Here is an 18433-nt window from a genome sequence, read left to right as displayed (position 1 = left end):
ATGAAGTGTAAAGGGTTTATCAGTTGCGTAATTGAGATAAGAGAAACCCTATAGGCTTTAAGTGAAGGATCGGTATTTGAATGAATGGTAATCAGTTAAAGAGGTGATAATGCCCTGGACAAATCAAAATGGTGGTGGCCCATGGAGTGGCGATAAAAATAAGAACAGTGGTGACAAAAAGACATCTGCTAAGAACATTTTTGGTTCTGGTGGCAATAATGGTGGCGGAAATGGCCCCAATCTCGATGATATTTTGCGTAAAGGACAGGATCATTTTAAACAATTTAGTCGGGGCGGCATTTTTGTTTTGTTCCTTCTGCTTGCCATGTGTTTTTTTCTCTATCAGTCACTTTATATTGTCCAACAAAATGAGCAAGCAGTAGAATTGCGTTTTGGTGTGCCTAAAGAAGAAATTATCGGTGATGGTTTACATTTTCATTTTTGGCCAATTGAAACCTATATGAAAGTACCTTTAACGGAAAAAACAATTGCAATTGGTGGACAGCCTGGACAGAGACAACAAAGTGAAGGTTTGATGCTGTCGAGTGATCAAAATATTGTGAATGTCAATTTTTCTGTTTACTATCGCATTTCATATCCAGGACAATTTTTATTCAATGTGAATGATCAAGAGGGAACTGTTCGTCAGGTCGCTGAAAGTGCAATGCGGGAAGTTATTGGCTCAAGACCTGTTGATGATGTTTTACGCGATAAAAAAGAAGAAGTTGCTAACGATGTGAGAAAGATTACCCAGTTGACTGTCGATAAGTATCAGCTCGGGGTTGAAATAAGCCGTGTATCGATCAGTGAAGCTGCTCCTCCTACCAAAGTTGCTGCGGCGTTTAATTCTGTTCAGCAGGCTGAACAGGAACGTGGACGAATGATTGAAGAAGGAAATCGTGTGCGTTTTACGAAGATTGGTTTAGCAAATGGTGAAGCTTCACGTACACGGGAAATCGCAAAAGGTGAAAAAGCACAAATGATTGAAGAGGCAACAGGGCGTGCTGAACGTTTTCAGGCCATAGCCCGTGAAGCTGCAGTTTCACCAGAGGCTGCACGGTATCGTCTTTATATGGAGACGATGGGGCGTATTTTTTCTTCACCCAATAAATTGGTTCTCGATCAAATTAATTCTCCTGCGGTGCCTTATCTTTCTTTGAATGAATTGCTGCGTCATAATTTATCAGAAAAAGAAAAAATAAAATCAGCACGTTCTACATCGCTCTTGAATACTCAGATTTCCGGAGGACGTTAATAATGCAGCAGTCTCGTTTTTTGTTTGTTTTTAGTACCATAATATTTTTTTTGATCATGTTGTGGATGTCATTTTTTATTGTCTATCCTCGTCAACAAGTTGCTATTAAGCGTTTTGGACAAATCGTTAAGGTAGAATCTAATCCTGGAATTTATGTAAAAATACCTTTTGTGGATAAGATGATTGTGGTGGATAATCGTTTATTGCGTTATGATGTTCCTACACAATCTGTGCAAGTTCGTGGGGGGGCTTATTATGAAGTGGATGCGTTCTTTATTTATCGTATTACGGATCCTAAATTGTTTTTACAACGTATTGCTTCAGGGCGCCCGCAAATTGCAGCGCGTGAAAATCTTGCACCACGTTTTATTGACGCTTTGCGAGCTGTTTATGGTAAGAGAGAATTTAAAGCAGCCTTATCGGATGAGCGAGGCGCGATGATGGCCGAGGTTCAAAGGCAATTTTCTATAGATGCAGGTTCGCTAGGTATTAGAATTGTTGATGTGCGTATTCGAAAAACCGATTTAACCGATGCTGTTTCGGAAGATGTTTATCGGCAAATGGCTGCGGAGCGGGAAGCAGTTGCGGAAAATATTCGCGCTCGTGGTCAACAAGAGCGAGATCGTATTGTCGCAGAGGCAAATCGTGAATATGAAGAAATTGTGGCGGCTGCAAAGCGTGATGCTGAAATTACGCGCGGTGAAGGACAGGCTGAAAGTATTCGCATTTTACTCAATGCGAGAGAAGCAAATCCATCTTTTTACGATTTTTGGTTAGCGATGGAACAGTATAAGAATTTAGAGAAAATACCGATGGTGATTTCACCAAATGAGGATTTCTTTTTTTATTTTAGAAATTTTCCGCAAGCAAAGAAAAAAAATTCATCAGCAATGAGTCCTAGTTTGAGTAAAACTGATTCAAAGTCCAGCGGTGAATAGATGAAACAGTGTATGGAGCGTACTCGTGTGGGAAGTATGCTCTATCGCTGCTTGTTTTTATGATGAATGTAAAAGAATGTTAAGCCATACCGATTTTGCATAATAACTATTAAGTAAGGATCTTTACAGCTTTGGTTTAAAGGCATGTCATGGGTAGAAGTATCGTGAGTAGAAATATATTTTTGAAGTTTTTTATCACAAGAGTTGTTTTTTGTGTGATTTTATTTTTATCAGGATCCATGCGTTTGTCTTGGAGCGCAGAGATAAATAAGACATTGCCTTCTGTTCCTGATTTAGCTTCTGAGCTTTTGGAAACGGTTGTAAATATTTCTACGGCACAGACTGTTGAAGGAACAGAACAGGATGAAAATACTTCGATACCCGTTATTCCAAAAGATTCATTGTTGGAAGAATATTTTAATGATTTTTTTACACCCAAAGAGGGGGAAAAAAATAGTCAATTTCAAAAGGTGCGTTCTTTGGGGTCTGGTTTTGTAATTGATGCGCAAAAAGGGCTTATCGTTACAAATTATCATGTTATCGTTGATGCTGATGATATTGAAGTGAATTTTACGGATGGTGCAAAACTTAAGGCGAAGCTTCTTGGCAAGGATAGTAAAACGGATTTGGCGTTGCTTCAAGTGGATGCGGGAAGTAAAAAATTAAAAGCTGTGCGTTTTGGTGATTCAGAAAAAGCACGTATTGGTGATTGGGTTATGGCGATTGGTAACCCTTATGGTTTTGGAGGGAGTGTAACGGTTGGTATTATTTCTGCACGTAATCGTGATCTTAATGCTGGTCCTTATGATAATTTTATTCAAACAGATGCAGCGATTAATCGAGGGAATTCTGGTGGTCCGTTATTTGATAGAAATGGTGAAGTCATTGGCATTAATACAGCCATTGTTTCTCCTTCTGGAGGATCGATCGGTATTGGGTTTGCTATTCCATCGGATATGGCTCTTTCTATTATTAATCAATTGCGTGATTTTGGAGAAATAAGACGTGGTTGGCTGGCTATTCGTATTCAACCGGTGACAGAAGATATTGCAAAAAGTTTAAAACTAGAAAACGCTGTAGGAGCGTTGGTGGCTGGTAAAATAGAACAAATGGAAAAAAATAATGTCGATAATAGCCAGTTGCAAACAGGAGATGTTATTCTGTCTTTTGGGAATGCCAAAATTAAGCATGCACGTGATTTACCCCGTTTAGTCGCGGAGAGTTCAGAAGGGAGCGTTGTGGATGTTACTATTTTACGGAATGGGCAAGAAAAAATCGTAAAGGTTACGCTTGGACGTTTGATTGAGACCGATGACAATGAAGATACAGAAGAAGAAGTCGATGATAAAGAAAATAATGATCTGCCGAAAAGTGTGACAATGCAATTGATGGGCATGACATTATCTGAATTAACAGAGGATTTGCGTCATCGTTATTCAATTTCAGATAAACTTCGAGGACTCGTGGTGACATCTGTTACACAAAATAGTACTGCGGATAAAAAGCGTATTCGCGTTGGTGAAGTGATTGTTGATATCAATCAGAGTGCTATTACAACAATTGATGATGCTAAAAAACGTTTTTATAAATTACGTGAAGCTGGACGCAAAAATGTTTTACTCATTGTAGCGCGTCCAGATGGAGAGTTGCGGTTCGTAACGATCCCAATGGATTGATGCCTAATGGATTGATGTTTGAAGAATTTGTTTTTATTAGTCTTACATATATAGGTATTTAGGTAGCTCAGTGTGACATCTATCTAGTATCTTTAAGCTCATTTCATGATGGAGCGTATTGATTGTATGACATAAAGTCCATTGGATGGCTCCATTTTGCGCTAAATAAAAGTGCAAGTTAGCAATTGTATTTACCGTCTTTCTTAAAGTAACTTTCATCTCTTTGGATTACGCAGGTGAATGGTATTGATCTCATGCCTTATGAGAGAGGGGGAAAAATAAATCAATCTTATGGAGCTTGCAGGTAAATTGCAAAACGCTTAATTATTATTGTAAATAATGTTTTACTGAGGGAAACTTTCAGCCTTTGTAATTATATTTTTTGTACTGTAGAGAACGTTTTTTCTCTTCAGTTTGAAAAAGTTATTCCATAGAAAAATCGTATTATACTCAATCAAGTTATTGATGTATTAACATCTTATCTTTATGACAAATGAAAAAATAGTTATAAAAAAGAAAGCATGAAGAAAAAAGCTTTAGAGCCTCTTATTATAAGTCAGAGCAATATGCTGGTGTTATAGGAAAAATAAATCTGTTTGATTTTATAAGGTTAGCTTAGTATTATTGTCATAAATGAGAATGAAAAGCCTACTTTTAGTGGTCTAATGGACAAAATGATTATGGCTAGGGTTTATTATTGAAGTATGATCGCAAAGATTCTTGGAAAATTACTTTGATGTTGTTATTAAACCCATTTTTTTTCTTTTATAATTTTTATAAAGGTTTTCTTTATATTTAAGGTGAGGTCTTGTTCGTATTTTTATAAAGGTTTTCTTTATGATAATGAAGAAAAATACAGAGGCTTTGCAGGTAGTTATGCATGTTGCAATAAGTTTCTGATTGATAGGAATTGCTCTTCATGACACAGAGAACAATTACATTGATAGCAGGGCCCACGGCAAGTGGAAAATCAGAACTTGCTTTGCAAATGGCTCAAGAAAGAAATGCTCTCATTATTAATACGGATTCCATGCAGGTTTATGACGTTTTAAATATTTTAACGGCACGGCCGAGGGTGGCTGATACCGTGATTGTTCCACATTATTTGTATGGTCATGTGAATCCTTCAGTGAATTATTCAGTAGGACAATGGTTGTGTGATGTTGAGAAGCTGTTGGTTACTTTTACATCGAGATCCATTATTTTCGTTGGTGGAACAGGACTTTATTTTCGTGCTCTTTTGGAGGGGATTTCGCAAATTCCTCATGTTCCAGATGTTGTGCGGCAGAAATGGCGCTTGCTGCTTGATAAAGAGGGACCTGAAAGTCTTTATCGTCAGTTGTTACAGATTGATGCTGTTGTTGCTGAAAAAATTTCTTCGCAAGATGGGCAGCGTATTGTTCGTGCTTTGGAAGTTTATGATGCAACAGGTAAGAAATTAAGTTGGTGGCAGAAGCAAAAAACAACGCCTCTCATTGCGTCCCATTGTGCTGAAAAAATTCTTCTCATGCTACCACGTTCTTTGCTTTATGAACGCATTCATAAACGTTTGGACTCTATGATTGAAAGAGGGGCATTAGAAGAGGTGGTGGCCATAAAGAAACTTATGCTTTCCTCTTCGTTACCAGCGATGAAAGCGATTGGTATACCTGAATTTATGGCTTATTTGGATGGATATAGAAGCTTTGAAAATGCTCTGGAAGCGGTGAAAACACAAACGAGAAGATATGCAAAAAGACAAATGACATGGTTTCGTCATCAATTTGATGAAGAATGGAGGCTTAGTTCTTAATGAAAAAACTGGAGCTTTAAGAAGAAACTTTGGAGAAAATATTAATTTTTTATTGACGAATGGGTTCAATGGAATTAGAGATTTTTCTGTAAAGGATTTTTTTTATATATTTTGTGCATTAGAATAATGGGGGAGATCATACAATATGTGTTGTGTAGAGGACTCCTTGAGAGTCTTTTTTTATGGGCTCCGTTAGGGGCTTTTTTATTGTCCTATCAAGTAGGTGAGTGGGAAAAATGACAAATGATCCAAGACAGCAAGAGAGTGTAGATGGAAAAGTAATGTCGGGGGCTGAAATAGTGGTTCAAGCTCTTATAGATCAAGGGGTTAAACATATTTTTGGTTACCCTGGTGGGGCTGTTCTTCCTATTTTTGACGTTCTTTATCATCAAGATACACTCCAGCATATTTTGGTGCGTCATGAACAGGCGGCGGGTCATGCTGCTGAAGGTTATGCACGCAGTACTGGAAAGGTCGGTGTTATGCTGGTGACTTCTGGTCCAGGGGCAACGAATGCTGTGACACCTTTGCAAGATGCACTTATGGATTCTATTCCTCTTGTTTGTTTTTCTGGTCAGGTAGCGACAACGCTGATTGGAACAAATGCTTTTCAAGAGGCTGATACGGTTGGAATTACAAAGCCTTGTACGAAGCGTAATTGGTTGGTTAAAAATGTCAATGATCTTGCAGATATTATTCATGAAGCTTTTTCTTTTGCACGTTCGGGACGCCCAGGACCGGTTTTGATTGATATTCCTAAGGATGTTCAGTTTGCTTCAGGATTTTATAGGGCGCCTCAAGTCCAAGAATCTTTGCATTCTTCTCTACCGCTGAAAGGGAATAATCGTGATGCCATCAAATCGGCTGTTTCTCTTTTAGTTGAGGCAAAACGCCCTGTTATTTATTCTGGTGGTGGTGTGATTTCATCGGGGGGGGAGGCTATCCAGCTTTTGCGTAATTTGGTTCAATGGGGAGATTTTCCAATTACTTCAACCTTAATGGGACTTGGTGCGTATCCTGCTTCTCATAAAAATTGGCTTGGAATGCTGGGAATGCATGGAACCTATGAGGCGAATATGGCTATGCATGATTGTGATGTCATGTTGGCTGTTGGTGCGCGGTTTGATGATCGTATCACGGGGCGATTGGATGCATTTGCACCTCATGCACGTATTATTCATATTGATATTGATCCTTCTTCAGTCAATAAAATCATCAAAGCAGAAGTTCCACTGATTGGCGATGTGGAGCATATTTTGACAGATATAATGCAACATTTGCATAGAGATCAATTAAAGTTTGATCAAGAAAGTCGAAAAATATGGTGGATGCAAATTAATCGCTGGAGAGCTCGTAATTCATTGACATATATGAAAAAAAAAGATGTTATCATGCCCCAATATGCTCTTGAACGGCTTTATGCACTGACCAAAGAGGGGGATACTTATGTGACGACGGATGTCGGACAGCATCAGATGTGGGCAGCACAATATTATCACTTTGATGAACCAAAACATTGGATGACTTCTGGTGGTCTTGGAACTATGGGGTATGGTCTTCCTGCGGCAATTGGTGTTCAAATAGCCCATCCTGATGCACTTGTTGTTTGTATTTCTGGTGATGCTTCCATTCAGATGAATATTCAAGAACTTGCAACAGCAATTCAGCATAATACGCCAGTGAAAATTTTTATTTTAAATAATCAGTATATGGGAATGGTTCGCCAGTGGCAGCAATTACTGCATGGTAATCGCCTTTCTCATTCTTATACAGAATCGATGCCTGACTTTGTGAAATTGGCACAAGCTTATGGAGCGGTGGGAATTTATTGTTCAAAACCCGATGAACTTGATGATAAAATTCAGCAAATGATTGATTGTGATAAGCCTGTTCTCTTCGATTGTCGTGTTTATCATTTAGAAAATTGTTTTCCTATGATCCCATCGGGATGTGCCCATAATGAGATGTTATTACCCGATGAGGCAAGCGAGGAAGCTGTTGCAAATGCTGTTTCTTCCGAGGGAAAGATTCTTGTATAAAATGAATATGTTAACAAAATAGTGAAGGATGGTGATGATGAAGACTTTGGAGTCTTCATCTCTGTCTCTTCTTTATGGAGAGTTCCTATTATCCTTAGAGCTTATTTTATGATTTTCATTTTTTGTTTAAAGACATGGGGTGTATTATTACTTGCTCATCTAAAAAATGTTATAAGTCGTGTGCCCAACTATGTTTGAATTTATTTGTACGCGATGTTTGTTTTTTAAATTCATATGTTCACATTAATAGCTATTTCGTTGCATTTTTTAGATAATACATTGAATTATCTGTTATAAATTAATTATGTTGTCTCATATATGAAAGATTCCATCGTGCAAGAAAAAAAGTCACTGTGCTTGAAGGGTGCAACCATGCAAACCGTTATACTTGTGAAAACAATAGAAGAGTTTGTCACTATGTTTTGGTTTCGCATTATGAAATTACTCCAAATCGCTCTTTCAAGGGCTTAATAGGAAAAGCCCCCTAGCGGCTTGAAAGGAAGGGCAAAAATAACAAAGATCAAATGCAGCCATAGAAAATCAATGGGCTACTATAGCTTATAATTAGATAGTCACCTCACCTGATTATGCGGGAGAAATCTATACATATGAGATATGTCGTCAATATATATAATACTCAACATTATATCATTATCAGGACATTAGCATTGAAAATCAAAGACTCTTTCTTTTATTTGTTCTACATATCTATGATTCCATAAGTCTGCAGACACAAATACTCTTTGAATCCACCGCATTGGGTTTTCATAAGGATCAAATGATCCAGAAAATTTATCTCTAGAGTGTAGAGCCATTCTGTTATCAATGTATAATAATCTTCCTGGTTGTACATCAATTCCAAAAGATACAGCCTTTATAGCTTCATAAAAATGATCTAAAGCGTCCTTGGCTTTTTTTGACTGTGGTTCTAACATGCCCGGATAAAAAACAGCGCTGATATCTGGGAATTCACCGTCCCCTTGAACGAGGGGCACTTTACTTGTAGAGGTTACCCCATTTTTTCTCCATCTCATAGGGAACATTAATTATATATAAATTATCCCTTAAACTCCTCAAATCCTCTTCACTTAAAAGTTTTAAAGCTAGACGTGCATCAGATATTCTCGTTAACGGGCCATCAACATCATTGCGAACACCAGTTAAAAGTATCCCTTTAGGAGATAAATTTAAACCTTTTATAAATTTTAGTGCAGCATTTTCTATATGAAAATCTAACTCAACTTCAGATCCTAATCCTGTATAATCTTTTTTATTATCCTCTAAAGGAACTAGGTTATTTACTATATGTTCACCTTCAAACTTAATTGAATAAGGCTCTCCGATTAATAAAGAAAACATCATAATTAAATTTTCGCTTATATAACCGCTTTTACAAGACGAATCTAAATTATAAGGATTAGGTGACGTATTAATTTTTCTATCAATAGGAAGGTTTTCAAAGATTAAATATGGTCTAGGGGTAATAGACATCTTTTGATTCATAAGAATTGCCAAGATTCTATGGGGTAGCAGCGAAAATGCTATTTTTTTAGCTTAACCGAATATTCAATACCACCGTATGGATCATAAATAATATGGTCTAAAGCCTCCCAAAGATTGTCTCTTTCGACATTGCTCAACTCAAAAGTATTTTCATTTATCATTGCAATTTCCTCCCCAATTATATTCCCCTACTTTTTTATTAAGAAAAGTGAAAAAACAATCATTAAAATTAAAATCAACCATGTTAGTAAATAAGTGTCTGTAAAATCTTGGATTAATCCAAATAATGGTGGAGCAGCAATAATTGCGATTTGATTGACAGACATTGCTAATCCCAGAGAAAAGCCAACGCTTTCTTTCGGCGAGGAGTCTACAATATAAGCAACCCAAGGGCCATACCATCCTAATCCAAAAAAACCTAACCAAGCAGATAAAAGAGTTAAATAAATTATGGATCCATTCATGCCCAAAATTAATATTAAAAATCCAAAAACGACTGCAATCATGCAAAACAAGACAGGAAAAAATCGTCCTTTTTTACAATGATCACTCCACGCTGCTAAAATAATTCTTCCTAAGGCACCAGAAGCCTGTGAAACAAAAAACAAATAAGCACTTTTATCTAGAGGCAGGTGATAGATTCTATAAAAATAAACAGTTATAAAAATGGTTAAAACATATTGGACGATCACAAGTGAAACGCCTGAAAAAATAATATTCTTCATATGCGGCGCAGCCAACATCGCAAGACGAGACCTTACATTTGCATAGAACGAAACTTTTGCCTTGCTTTTGGGAACGATAGCGACAACTTTTGCTGGTGCGTGATAAAAGATAATAAAGATACATCCCCCTAAAAAAGAAACGATGGCACCGACCAAAAACGCACCTTCTATGCCATAGACAAGCGCACTCGCAGGAAGAACCATCCCAGCTAATGCCCCACCTAATGGTAGCCCCGCCTGTCTTATTCCCATTGCAAATCCGCGTTGCGATTGTGGAAACCATGCAGAAACAGATTTAGCGCCACCAGGTTGAGCAGAACTATAAAATCCCCCTACAATGAGCAAACAAACCAAAAGGAAAATATAGTTATCTGCGATTGCTCCCAACAAAAGAGCGACAGAAACGCCGAGTGCGCCAACGCCAACAATATAGCGCTCGTTAAACTTGTCTAGTAATTCGCCAGCTATAAGTAAGCCAATAATAGGTAGGAATTGCGCTGCTGAAGACAGCAAACCTATCTGAGAGTCACTCAGCAAGAAATCCTTCTTAAAAAATTCAGCTAAAGGACCAATCCCTTGAACAAAGAAGCAGGCTGATGCTTGAGCGATAGTGGCAACAAGCAATACAACCCATCGATAATAATTTTTTTCTATAAATTGATGATTGCTCACTCAGCCCCCTACAATGAAAGTGCCCTTGTAGCCTTTTTAATAATGATTGCAACAATAAATGAGGTATTTTATGCGGATGACATAAAAATCTGTCAATATGATTGGTATTAATATACAAGCTAAGGAATATGCTTCATTTAAGGAAATAAGCTATTATGTGTCGTGCAAATTTGATACGCTAGCGATATAAGATAAATTTTACAAACATTAGCTCAGCCGGCATTAAGCGTCTTCATAAAAGACGCTATATTTTGGCAAGCTTTTTCCATATAATTCTCAAAGCTTTCTTCAGTCACATAGCCCAGATGTGGTGTGCAAAGAACTCTCTCTGATTGCAATAATTTGCTCTCATATACTGGCTCGCTGTCATAAACATCCAGTGCAAAGTAAGTTGAATTTTCCAAACTTAATATTTTTTCTATCGCCCCGTTTTCAACCAAAGCTGAACGCGCTGTGTTGACAAAAAGAGCATGAGGTTTCATGCGCAATAGATCATCTAATTGAATGATTTCTCTGGTTTTATCACTTAAACGTAAATGTACGGATATAATGTCAGGACGTGTAAAAAATTCATCTTTTGAATGCGTAAAATGATAACCTAAATTTTTTGCTTCTTGCGTTGAACGCTCGCTCCCATAAACCAAAATGGACATGCCAAAAGCTTGAGCATATTGAGCAACCATTTTACCAATACGCCCAAACCCGAATATTCCAAGAGTAGCCCCCTTCATTTGGTTGCCAAATGTTGTTTGCCATCGTCCTTTTTTCATATCAGACACAGATTTACAGAGTTTTCTACGCGCAGACATCATTAAGAGCCAGGCAAATTCAGCAGCAGAAGTTGGATCTCCACCACCATCTAATATTTCAATTCCTAAGTCTCTACAAGCTTCTATATCAATATGTGAACCTATAGGGCCTGTTTGACAGATTAATTTTAAATTTGGCAGTTTCAGGAGAAGATTTCTATCAACTATAGTCCGCTCTCTGATTAAGATAAGAATATCTATCTCTTTGAGCTTATCTTCTAAATCACATTCTTGAGCTAAATTATTTATAACCAGCACTTCATGCGATTTCATTAATTTTTTAATAGACTGTAATGTTAGGGTGGCTTTTTGATAGTCATCTGGAATTAATATTTTCAATTTAAATCCCCCGTTTTATTCATCAATATTTGAGCCATTATTTCATTTCTAAAACAACCAAAAAGCAATCTCACTGCTGATTTTTTGACATAATGCCAAGCTATTAACAAATTGTACACCTTGATTTCATTGTATTTCTAGCAATAAGAATAGTATTAATCAGTTAGTCTTTATAAACTTTAACACATTGCGACAAAAAGAAAAAGTTTGACGCAGTAGATGGAGAATTGCGCTTTTCTCATATTCTCGGGGACAAACCTGAAGTGCTACGCTGGACATGAAACCATGTCCCAGTTTCCTTATAATAGACTAGCAAGAAGGTCATACTTACGAACCAGATTTTATTGTCGAAACAGAAAAAGCTCCATATTTGTGCGAGATAAAGCGTGCTTCATATAAGCGTGATGTCTCTCTTTATCGTTGAGATATAACTTATTTGTAGCATGAAGAGTCAATTTATTAAAATCATGATAAGAGGGAGATAGGAACTTTATAGCTGTATCATCATAGGATTAATTAGGCTTGTTGAGAGCTATTTCTCTTTCTGCCAAAAGGTTCTTGATATATTTCATTATTATTTCGTAAGAGTGGATGTACTTTATTTTTATGTGCAAGAAAGCCGATTGATTGTGTAAAATAGTATTCATAAAATTACATTATTTTTATCTTGTTAAGGACATTTTTTCTAGCAAGGGTTTTGCAATTGCAATGCTCTTTTTCTCATTCTAAATTTTGGTTAGAAAAAGTGTATAGAGGTGTTATTTTAAATTTAAGATATGCATATTCCATTGTTGGTGTTACTGTTGTAAAAAATGATATTTTATTTGATAAGTATAAGGTGTTACAAAGAAGATCGATGTATAGATAAAATTTAGATTGTTACAATATCTTGAAAAAGCAATGGGTAAATAATTGATAATTGTGCTACGAAAGTTGTTAGATGGGCGTGTGTCAGCAATTCTTAATAAAAAAGTTTTTCTTGATAGTCGTTTTTTTTCAAAATACTGCTCTTTTTATGCAAATCTTATGTTGGTAAGCTATGCAGTTTTCACGGGAACAGGATAATGCATTGAAGGCTGTTGGTGCGTGGTTGAAGGAAGGGCGTTCTCCACTTTTTCGCCTCTTTGGCTATGCGGGGACAGGCAAGACGACACTTGCGCGCTATTTTGCTGAAACAGTTGATGGCTCTGTCCAATTTGCTGCTTTTACAGGAAAAGCGGCACAGGTTTTGCGTTCTAAAGGTGCAAGCAATGCTTGTACTATTCATTCGTTGATCTATTGTCCGCGTGGAGAAGAAGAAGTTTCCGACGAAGTAACAGGGAAAAAGTCTATTGCACCGACATTTGCACTCAATCGGAAAAGTGCTGCTGCGCAAGCTGCGCTTATCATTGTTGATGAGTGTTCGATGGTGGACGAACAATTGGCACGTGATTTAATGAGCTTTCGAACACCTATTCTTGTTCTGGGTGATCCAGGCCAATTGCCTCCTATCTCAGGAGGGGGCTTTTTTTCTAATGGTGAGCCGGATTTTCTTCTTTCAGAAATTCATCGGCAAGCACGTGATAATCCGATTGTCCGTTTGGCTATGGGTGTGCGTGAAGGACGTGATATTACTTATGGTGATTATGGAGCAGCGCGCGTTATTACACGCAAAGAAGTGGATCAACAATTGGTGTTGGAAGCTGATCAGGTGTTGGTAGGAATTAACCGAACACGCCATCTTTATAATAAGCGTTTGCGTGCGCTGAAGGGATTTACATCAGATTATCCTCAAGCAGGAGATAAGCTTGTTTGTTTGCGCAATGATCCTCCTAAAGGCTTATTGAATGGTTCTTTATGGAAAGTGATGACTTCGCAGAAGGAAACTGTTAAGCCAAGTATGAGCCTTCTTATTAAACCAGAAGAAAGCGAGCGTGGGGTAGCGAAAATTAAGCTTTTAAAAGCAGTGTTTGAAAATCCTGATCATGAGATTTCGTGGGCGTTAAAAAAGAGATATGATGATTTTGATTATGGATATGCATTAACTGTTCATAAAGCACAAGGATCTCAATGGGATAATGTTGTTTTGTTTGATGAGAGTTTTGCATTTCGCGATATGTATGCGCGGTGGCTCTATACAGGAATTACGCGTGCGGCAGAGCGTTTAACAATTGTTCGCTAGATAAAGATTTTATTTTCTGGAATTATAGGGCTGAGGGTCTTTTTTCTGTCTTTAAGTATAGAAATAGAGGAGTGTGTATGGCAATCAAACTTTCTGTTAATCTTAATGCTATTGCTGTTTTGCGCAATCGGCGTAATCTTCCTTGGCCAAGTATCAACAATATTGGGCATATAGCACTTACAGCTGGTGCTGCGGGTTTGACAGTTCATCCACGTCCTGATGAAAGACATATTCGTTTTGCTGATTTACCAGATATACATGGTTTAATTCACAGCATGTTTCCTCGTGCTGAATTTAATATTGAAGGTTATCCAAGCGAGACGTTTTTGGATAGAGCAGAAAAGTATGCTGATCAGATTACTCTTGTACCTGATGATCCTGCACAATCAACTTCTGATCATGGTTGGGATTTTGCGCGTCATGCAGAATTTTTAGCACCTATTATTCAACGCTTGAAAGCAAGAAAAATTCGGGTATCACTGTTTGCTGATCCTATTGTTGATGGTCTTGATATTGCTAAAGAGATTGGTGCTGATCGCGTGGAATTTTATACTGGACCTTATGGGGGAGCATTTAACGATAAGACAAAACAGGAGCAAGAACTCAATAAGCTTGTTTTAGCAGCAAGAAAAGCTCAAGAGCTGAAGCTTGGTGTTAATGCAGGGCATGATCTGACAATGACAAATCTGTCTGCTCTTGTTCATCATATTCCTTGGCTTGATGAAGTTTCTATTGGGCATGGGCTTATTGCTGATGCGTTAGAGTATGGAATGCATAACACTGTTCAACGTTTCATTCGGCTATTGGGGTGATTTTTCTCTATACAATAAGACATAGTGCGTTTTTATACAGTTCTGTTTTTTTGTAAAAAAAATGATTTTGCATAGGTTTTGTGAAATAACATTGTTGCATGTATAATGATAGCAACAGCAATACCATGCTTCATTACACATAATCGGCAATGATTTTCATTATATTCGTTCGGAACGGAAGACAACAAAGCTTTGTAGCTTTGGCGCCCTCTTTTAAAAGAGCAGGAACTCAACAGTAGATTTTATGAGAAACATAAGATTTCTATTCGTTTTTGAGAATGTTTTTGGAGAAGAAAAAACTTTTTAATTTATGGTCGCTATGCAGTGAGGAGTATCATCATACATGATAAGCAGTGGTTGCTTCGGAGCTTTTTAAAAAGAGCAATGTTTGATAAAATTGTACAGATATTGATCGGTATAAATACTTTGCTGTTATTGCTCTATTGAAAAGGTATTCAGCAAAAATACATGATATTACCTGTAATAGGGCTGGCAAAATTAATGGCTGTACAAAGAATGTTATTGATTATGGGAAAGGAAAAATTGAGATAGTGTGCTCAGGATAAAATATAAAAACGATGTCCTTTATTTATAATTTTTCTTGCTATCCATTTTGATTTGGTTCATGTTAAAATCGTATGGTGTATCTTTAGTTTTAAGGATACATGCCTCATGATGCAGAAGAAGAGAACTTTATTACATGTATTTCTTTTCAGAAGCGTTTTTTTGTACAATATATCGTTTTTGTAGAGCAGCATTTGAAGCCTATTTGGGAATCCAGATAGGTTCTTGGAAGGTTGGGGGCCATAGTTTTTTATGCAGTGTATAAATTTTAAAAGATTGCCCAATTGCTTTGTTATTATAAGCAGTGTTTCTGTTATTTATAGTGTGTGAAGCACTGAAGGTCGTTTTTTACTTTTTATTGAATAAAAATAATCTGAAATTTAGTTTAAATGTTAGAAAGAAGGAAGTATTTTTATGCGTGTTTATTATGATCGTGATGCAAATGTTGATTTGATAAAAGGAAAAAAAGTAGCCATTGTTGGTTATGGTTCACAAGGGCGTGCACATGCTTTAAACTTAAAAGATTCCGGTGTTCAGAATGTGCAAATTGCTTTGCGTGCAGGGTCGGCGACAGCTAAAAAGGCTACAGTAGATGGCTTTGAAGTTGTGAGTGTTGCTGAGGCTGCAAAATGGGCAGATCTTATTATGATGGCAACACCAGATGAATTACAAGCGGATATTTATAAAGAACATATTCATGATTATTTACGTGATGGTGCGGTCATTGCTTTTGCACATGGCTTGAGTATTCATTTTGGCCTCATTGAACCTAAAAAAACAGTTGATGTTGTGATGATTGCTCCTAAAGGTCCAGGCCATACTGTCCGCAATGAATATCAACGGGGTTGCGGTGTTCCTTGCTTAATTGCAGTTGCACAGGATGCATCAGGACAAGCCCATGATGTGGCATTGTCTTATGCATGTGGTCTTGGTGGTGGACGTGCAGGGGTGATTGAAACAACATTTAAAGAAGAATGCGAAACGGACCTTTTTGGTGAACAAGCGGTTCTCTGTGGTGGTCTTGTTGAGCTTATTCGAGCAGGTTATGAAACACTAACAGAAGCAGGTTATGCGCCAGAAATGGCTTATTTTGAGTGTTTACATGAGGTTAAATTGATTGTTGATCTTATGTATGAAGGTGGCATTGCAAATATGAATTATTCAATTTCCAATACAGCGGAGTGGGGAGAATATATGTCTGGCCCACGCGTGATTACCGATGAAACAAGAGTAGAAATGAAGCGTATTTTGAAAGATATTCAGACGGGCAAATTTACATCAAATTGGATTCAAGAATATAAAGCTGGTGCTGCTCACTTTAAAACTATGCGGCGTTTAAATGATAATCATCCTATTGAAGAAGTTGGTAAAAAACTCCGCTCTATGATGCCTTGGATAAAATCTAATGCTTTGGTTGATAAAGAACGTAATTGAAGTCTCTCCAGAGATATTTTTATCATTTTAATAGATAAATACCCAAAAAGGGTAACTTAGGTTACCCTTTTTTGATGTGTTTCTTGCACATAGGTTTTACTTTTTAGGAGCTTTATTTTTTAAGTTTTTGCATAATTTTTTCTTCCAAAAAGAAAATATACAATGCCTAAAAATATAAACCATGCTGGAGTGTATTTTAAAGCTATGGCTGTATCTGCTTCTAATGATAATAAATAAATAATGAATGCAAAGAAAACGAGAAGCGCCCAACACATAACAATGCCCCCCGGCATTTTATAGGGAGAGACAGTATGCTGGAGAGGACGATTGCGACGATAGACAATATAGCTGATCAAAATGATAGACCATACAAATATAAACAATGTTGCGGCAATTGTCGTAACAATTGTAAAAGCAGCTATGAGGGTTTGAGATAACGTTACAACCGTGTAACCTATTAAGATGCATATACATGAAAAGAATAATGCGTTGGCTGGAACGTGATTACGAGAAAGTTTTCCTAAAAATTTAGGAGCCCCTTTTTGTGTTGCTAGACCATATAGCATACGGCTGGTAGAAAAAATTCCACTATTTGCAGAAGAAGCGGCTGCTGTGAGAACAACAAAATTCATCAAACCAGCAGCAATTGGAATGCCGATAAGTGCATACATTGTTACAAAAGGGCTTTTTTCTGGACTGATTTGATCCCAAGGTGTTACTGACATAATCACAAGAAGAGAAAAAATATAAAAGAATATAATGCGGATTGGTATTGAATTGACAGCTTGTGGTAGGGCTATTTGAGGCTCTTTTACTTCAGCCGCCGCTGTTCCTGCGAGCTCAATGCCAACAAAAGCAAAAATAACAATTTGAAATCCAGCAAAAAATCCTGTAATCCCTTGTGGAAAAAGATTTCCACCATTCCATATATTGCTAAGAGAAGCAACTGTACCGTTTGGAGAGATAAAACCGGTGAAAATCATATAAAATCCCACAACAATTAAAACCAAAATTGCTACGATTTTGATAAAACCAAACCAAAACTCAAGTTCGCCAAAGAGTTTTACGGCGACGAGGTTAAGGATTAAAAAGGACATAAGACCAATGATAACAGGAATCCATGGATTGAGTTCAGGCCACCAAAAGTGTGCATAAGTGACAATAGCAATAATTTCAGCAGTTCCAGTAACAATCCAACACAACCAATATGTCCAGCCAATAAAAAAGCCAGCACATGGCCCTAGAAGATCGGTCGAGAAGTCAATAAAAGATCGATATTGTGTATTAGAAAGCAATAATTCTCCCATAGCACGCATGACAAAGTATAAAGCACAACCAATAATTGCGTAAACGAGGAGGATTGAGGGACCTGCTACACTGATTGTTTTTCCTGATCCCATAAAGAGACCTGTTCCAATTGCACCACCAAGGGCTATAAGTTGTATGTGGCGGTTATGGAGTCCACGTTGCAATTTCTTCTTCGTTTTTTTTTCTAAATTTTGTTTGTTCATTTTTGGGAGTTTCCCTTTAGTTATTTTAAAATAAAAATTACCTTAAAAAAGATAATCTCTTCTATCGGAACATGATATGCTGGAGGAGTAAAGGATTTTTTTTCTATTATTTTATATAAATAAAGAAAAAAATCACAAATTAATGAAATAATTATTTTATAAAAATTTATGCCAGATAATTTTTATTATAAAGTTTTATTTTT

Annotated in this window: 13 protein-coding genes; 8 read left to right on the top strand and 5 right to left on the bottom strand. The window is 37.1% G+C overall.

Annotated elements, in window-relative coordinates; translation table 11 throughout:
* Positions 1–109 precede the first annotated feature (109 nt).
* The 5 genes from hflK to PVV65_RS03420 all read left to right on the top strand — a co-directional run bounded on the left by hflK (position 110) and on the right by PVV65_RS03420 (position 7700).
* On the top strand, positions 110–1255 hold the full coding sequence (hflK, locus tag PVV65_RS03440) for an FtsH protease activity modulator HflK (RefSeq protein WP_273789228.1): 1146 nt from the start codon (positions 110–112) through the stop codon (positions 1253–1255).
* A 2-nt stretch (positions 1256–1257) separates the two neighbouring features.
* On the top strand, positions 1258–2193 hold the full coding sequence (gene hflC / locus PVV65_RS03435) for a protease modulator HflC (RefSeq protein WP_273755370.1): 936 nt from the start codon (positions 1258–1260) through the stop codon (positions 2191–2193).
* 149 nt (positions 2194–2342) lie between these two features.
* Positions 2343–3869: a Do family serine endopeptidase gene (locus tag PVV65_RS03430; protein WP_273789227.1), complete on the top strand. Its 1527-nt coding sequence runs from the start codon at positions 2343–2345 to the stop codon at positions 3867–3869.
* 919 nt (positions 3870–4788) lie between these two features.
* Positions 4789–5661, top strand: coding sequence for a tRNA (adenosine(37)-N6)-dimethylallyltransferase MiaA (gene miaA, locus PVV65_RS03425; protein WP_273755372.1), 873 nt, complete (start codon positions 4789–4791; stop codon positions 5659–5661).
* Positions 5662–5897: 236 nt separating this feature from the next.
* Positions 5898–7700 carry an acetolactate synthase 3 large subunit gene (locus PVV65_RS03420; protein WP_273789226.1) on the top strand — a complete coding sequence of 601 codons (1803 nt, stop codon included), beginning with the start codon at positions 5898–5900 and terminating at the stop codon, positions 7698–7700.
* 662 nt (positions 7701–8362) lie between these two features.
* Here PVV65_RS03420 and PVV65_RS03415 read toward each other — a convergent pair.
* From PVV65_RS03415 to PVV65_RS03400, 4 genes are all read right to left on the bottom strand, one after another.
* Positions 8363–8635 (bottom strand): TauD/TfdA family dioxygenase, encoded by a 273-nt coding sequence (locus PVV65_RS03415; RefSeq protein WP_273789225.1) that lies wholly within the window; start codon positions 8633–8635, stop codon positions 8363–8365.
* 61 nt (positions 8636–8696) lie between these two features.
* A complete protein-coding gene (locus PVV65_RS03410) occupies positions 8697–9203 on the bottom strand; it encodes a hypothetical protein (protein ID WP_273789224.1) in 507 nt (168 codons plus the stop codon).
* Positions 9204–9391: 188 nt separating this feature from the next.
* Complete coding sequence (locus PVV65_RS03405; protein WP_273789223.1) at positions 9392–10600, bottom strand: MFS transporter; 1209 nt, start codon at positions 10598–10600, stop codon at positions 9392–9394.
* Positions 10601–10812: 212 nt separating this feature from the next.
* A complete protein-coding gene (locus PVV65_RS03400) occupies positions 10813–11748 on the bottom strand; it encodes a D-2-hydroxyacid dehydrogenase family protein (protein WP_273789222.1) in 936 nt (311 codons plus the stop codon).
* A 1039-nt stretch (positions 11749–12787) separates the two neighbouring features.
* On the opposite strand from PVV65_RS03400, the gene PVV65_RS03395 reads away from it, so the two are divergent.
* The 3 genes from PVV65_RS03395 to ilvC all read left to right on the top strand — a co-directional run bounded on the left by PVV65_RS03395 (position 12788) and on the right by ilvC (position 16719).
* The gene (locus PVV65_RS03395) at positions 12788–13909 is read left to right on the top strand and encodes an ATP-dependent RecD-like DNA helicase (RefSeq protein ID WP_273789221.1); all 1122 of its coding nucleotides are present in this window, start codon (positions 12788–12790) and stop codon (positions 13907–13909) included.
* A gap of 77 nt (positions 13910–13986) precedes the next feature.
* Positions 13987–14721, top strand: a complete 735-nt coding sequence (locus PVV65_RS03390) for a pyridoxine 5'-phosphate synthase (protein WP_273789220.1) — start codon at positions 13987–13989, stop codon at positions 14719–14721.
* 978 nt (positions 14722–15699) lie between these two features.
* Complete coding sequence (ilvC, locus tag PVV65_RS03385) at positions 15700–16719, top strand: ketol-acid reductoisomerase (RefSeq protein WP_273789219.1); 1020 nt, start codon at positions 15700–15702, stop codon at positions 16717–16719.
* A 119-nt stretch (positions 16720–16838) separates the two neighbouring features.
* On the opposite strand, the gene PVV65_RS03380 is transcribed toward ilvC, so the two are convergent.
* Positions 16839–18230 carry an amino acid permease gene (locus PVV65_RS03380; RefSeq protein ID WP_273789218.1) on the bottom strand — a complete coding sequence of 464 codons (1392 nt, stop codon included), beginning with the start codon at positions 18228–18230 and terminating at the stop codon, positions 16839–16841.
* Positions 18231–18433 lie beyond the last annotated feature (203 nt).

This window comes from Bartonella sp. ML70XJBT (assembly GCF_028618425.1).
GTDB lineage: Bacteria > Pseudomonadota > Alphaproteobacteria > Rhizobiales > Rhizobiaceae > Bartonella.
The sequence above is the reverse complement of the archived record's forward strand: the minus strand, read 5'-3'. Positions and strand labels throughout refer to the sequence as shown.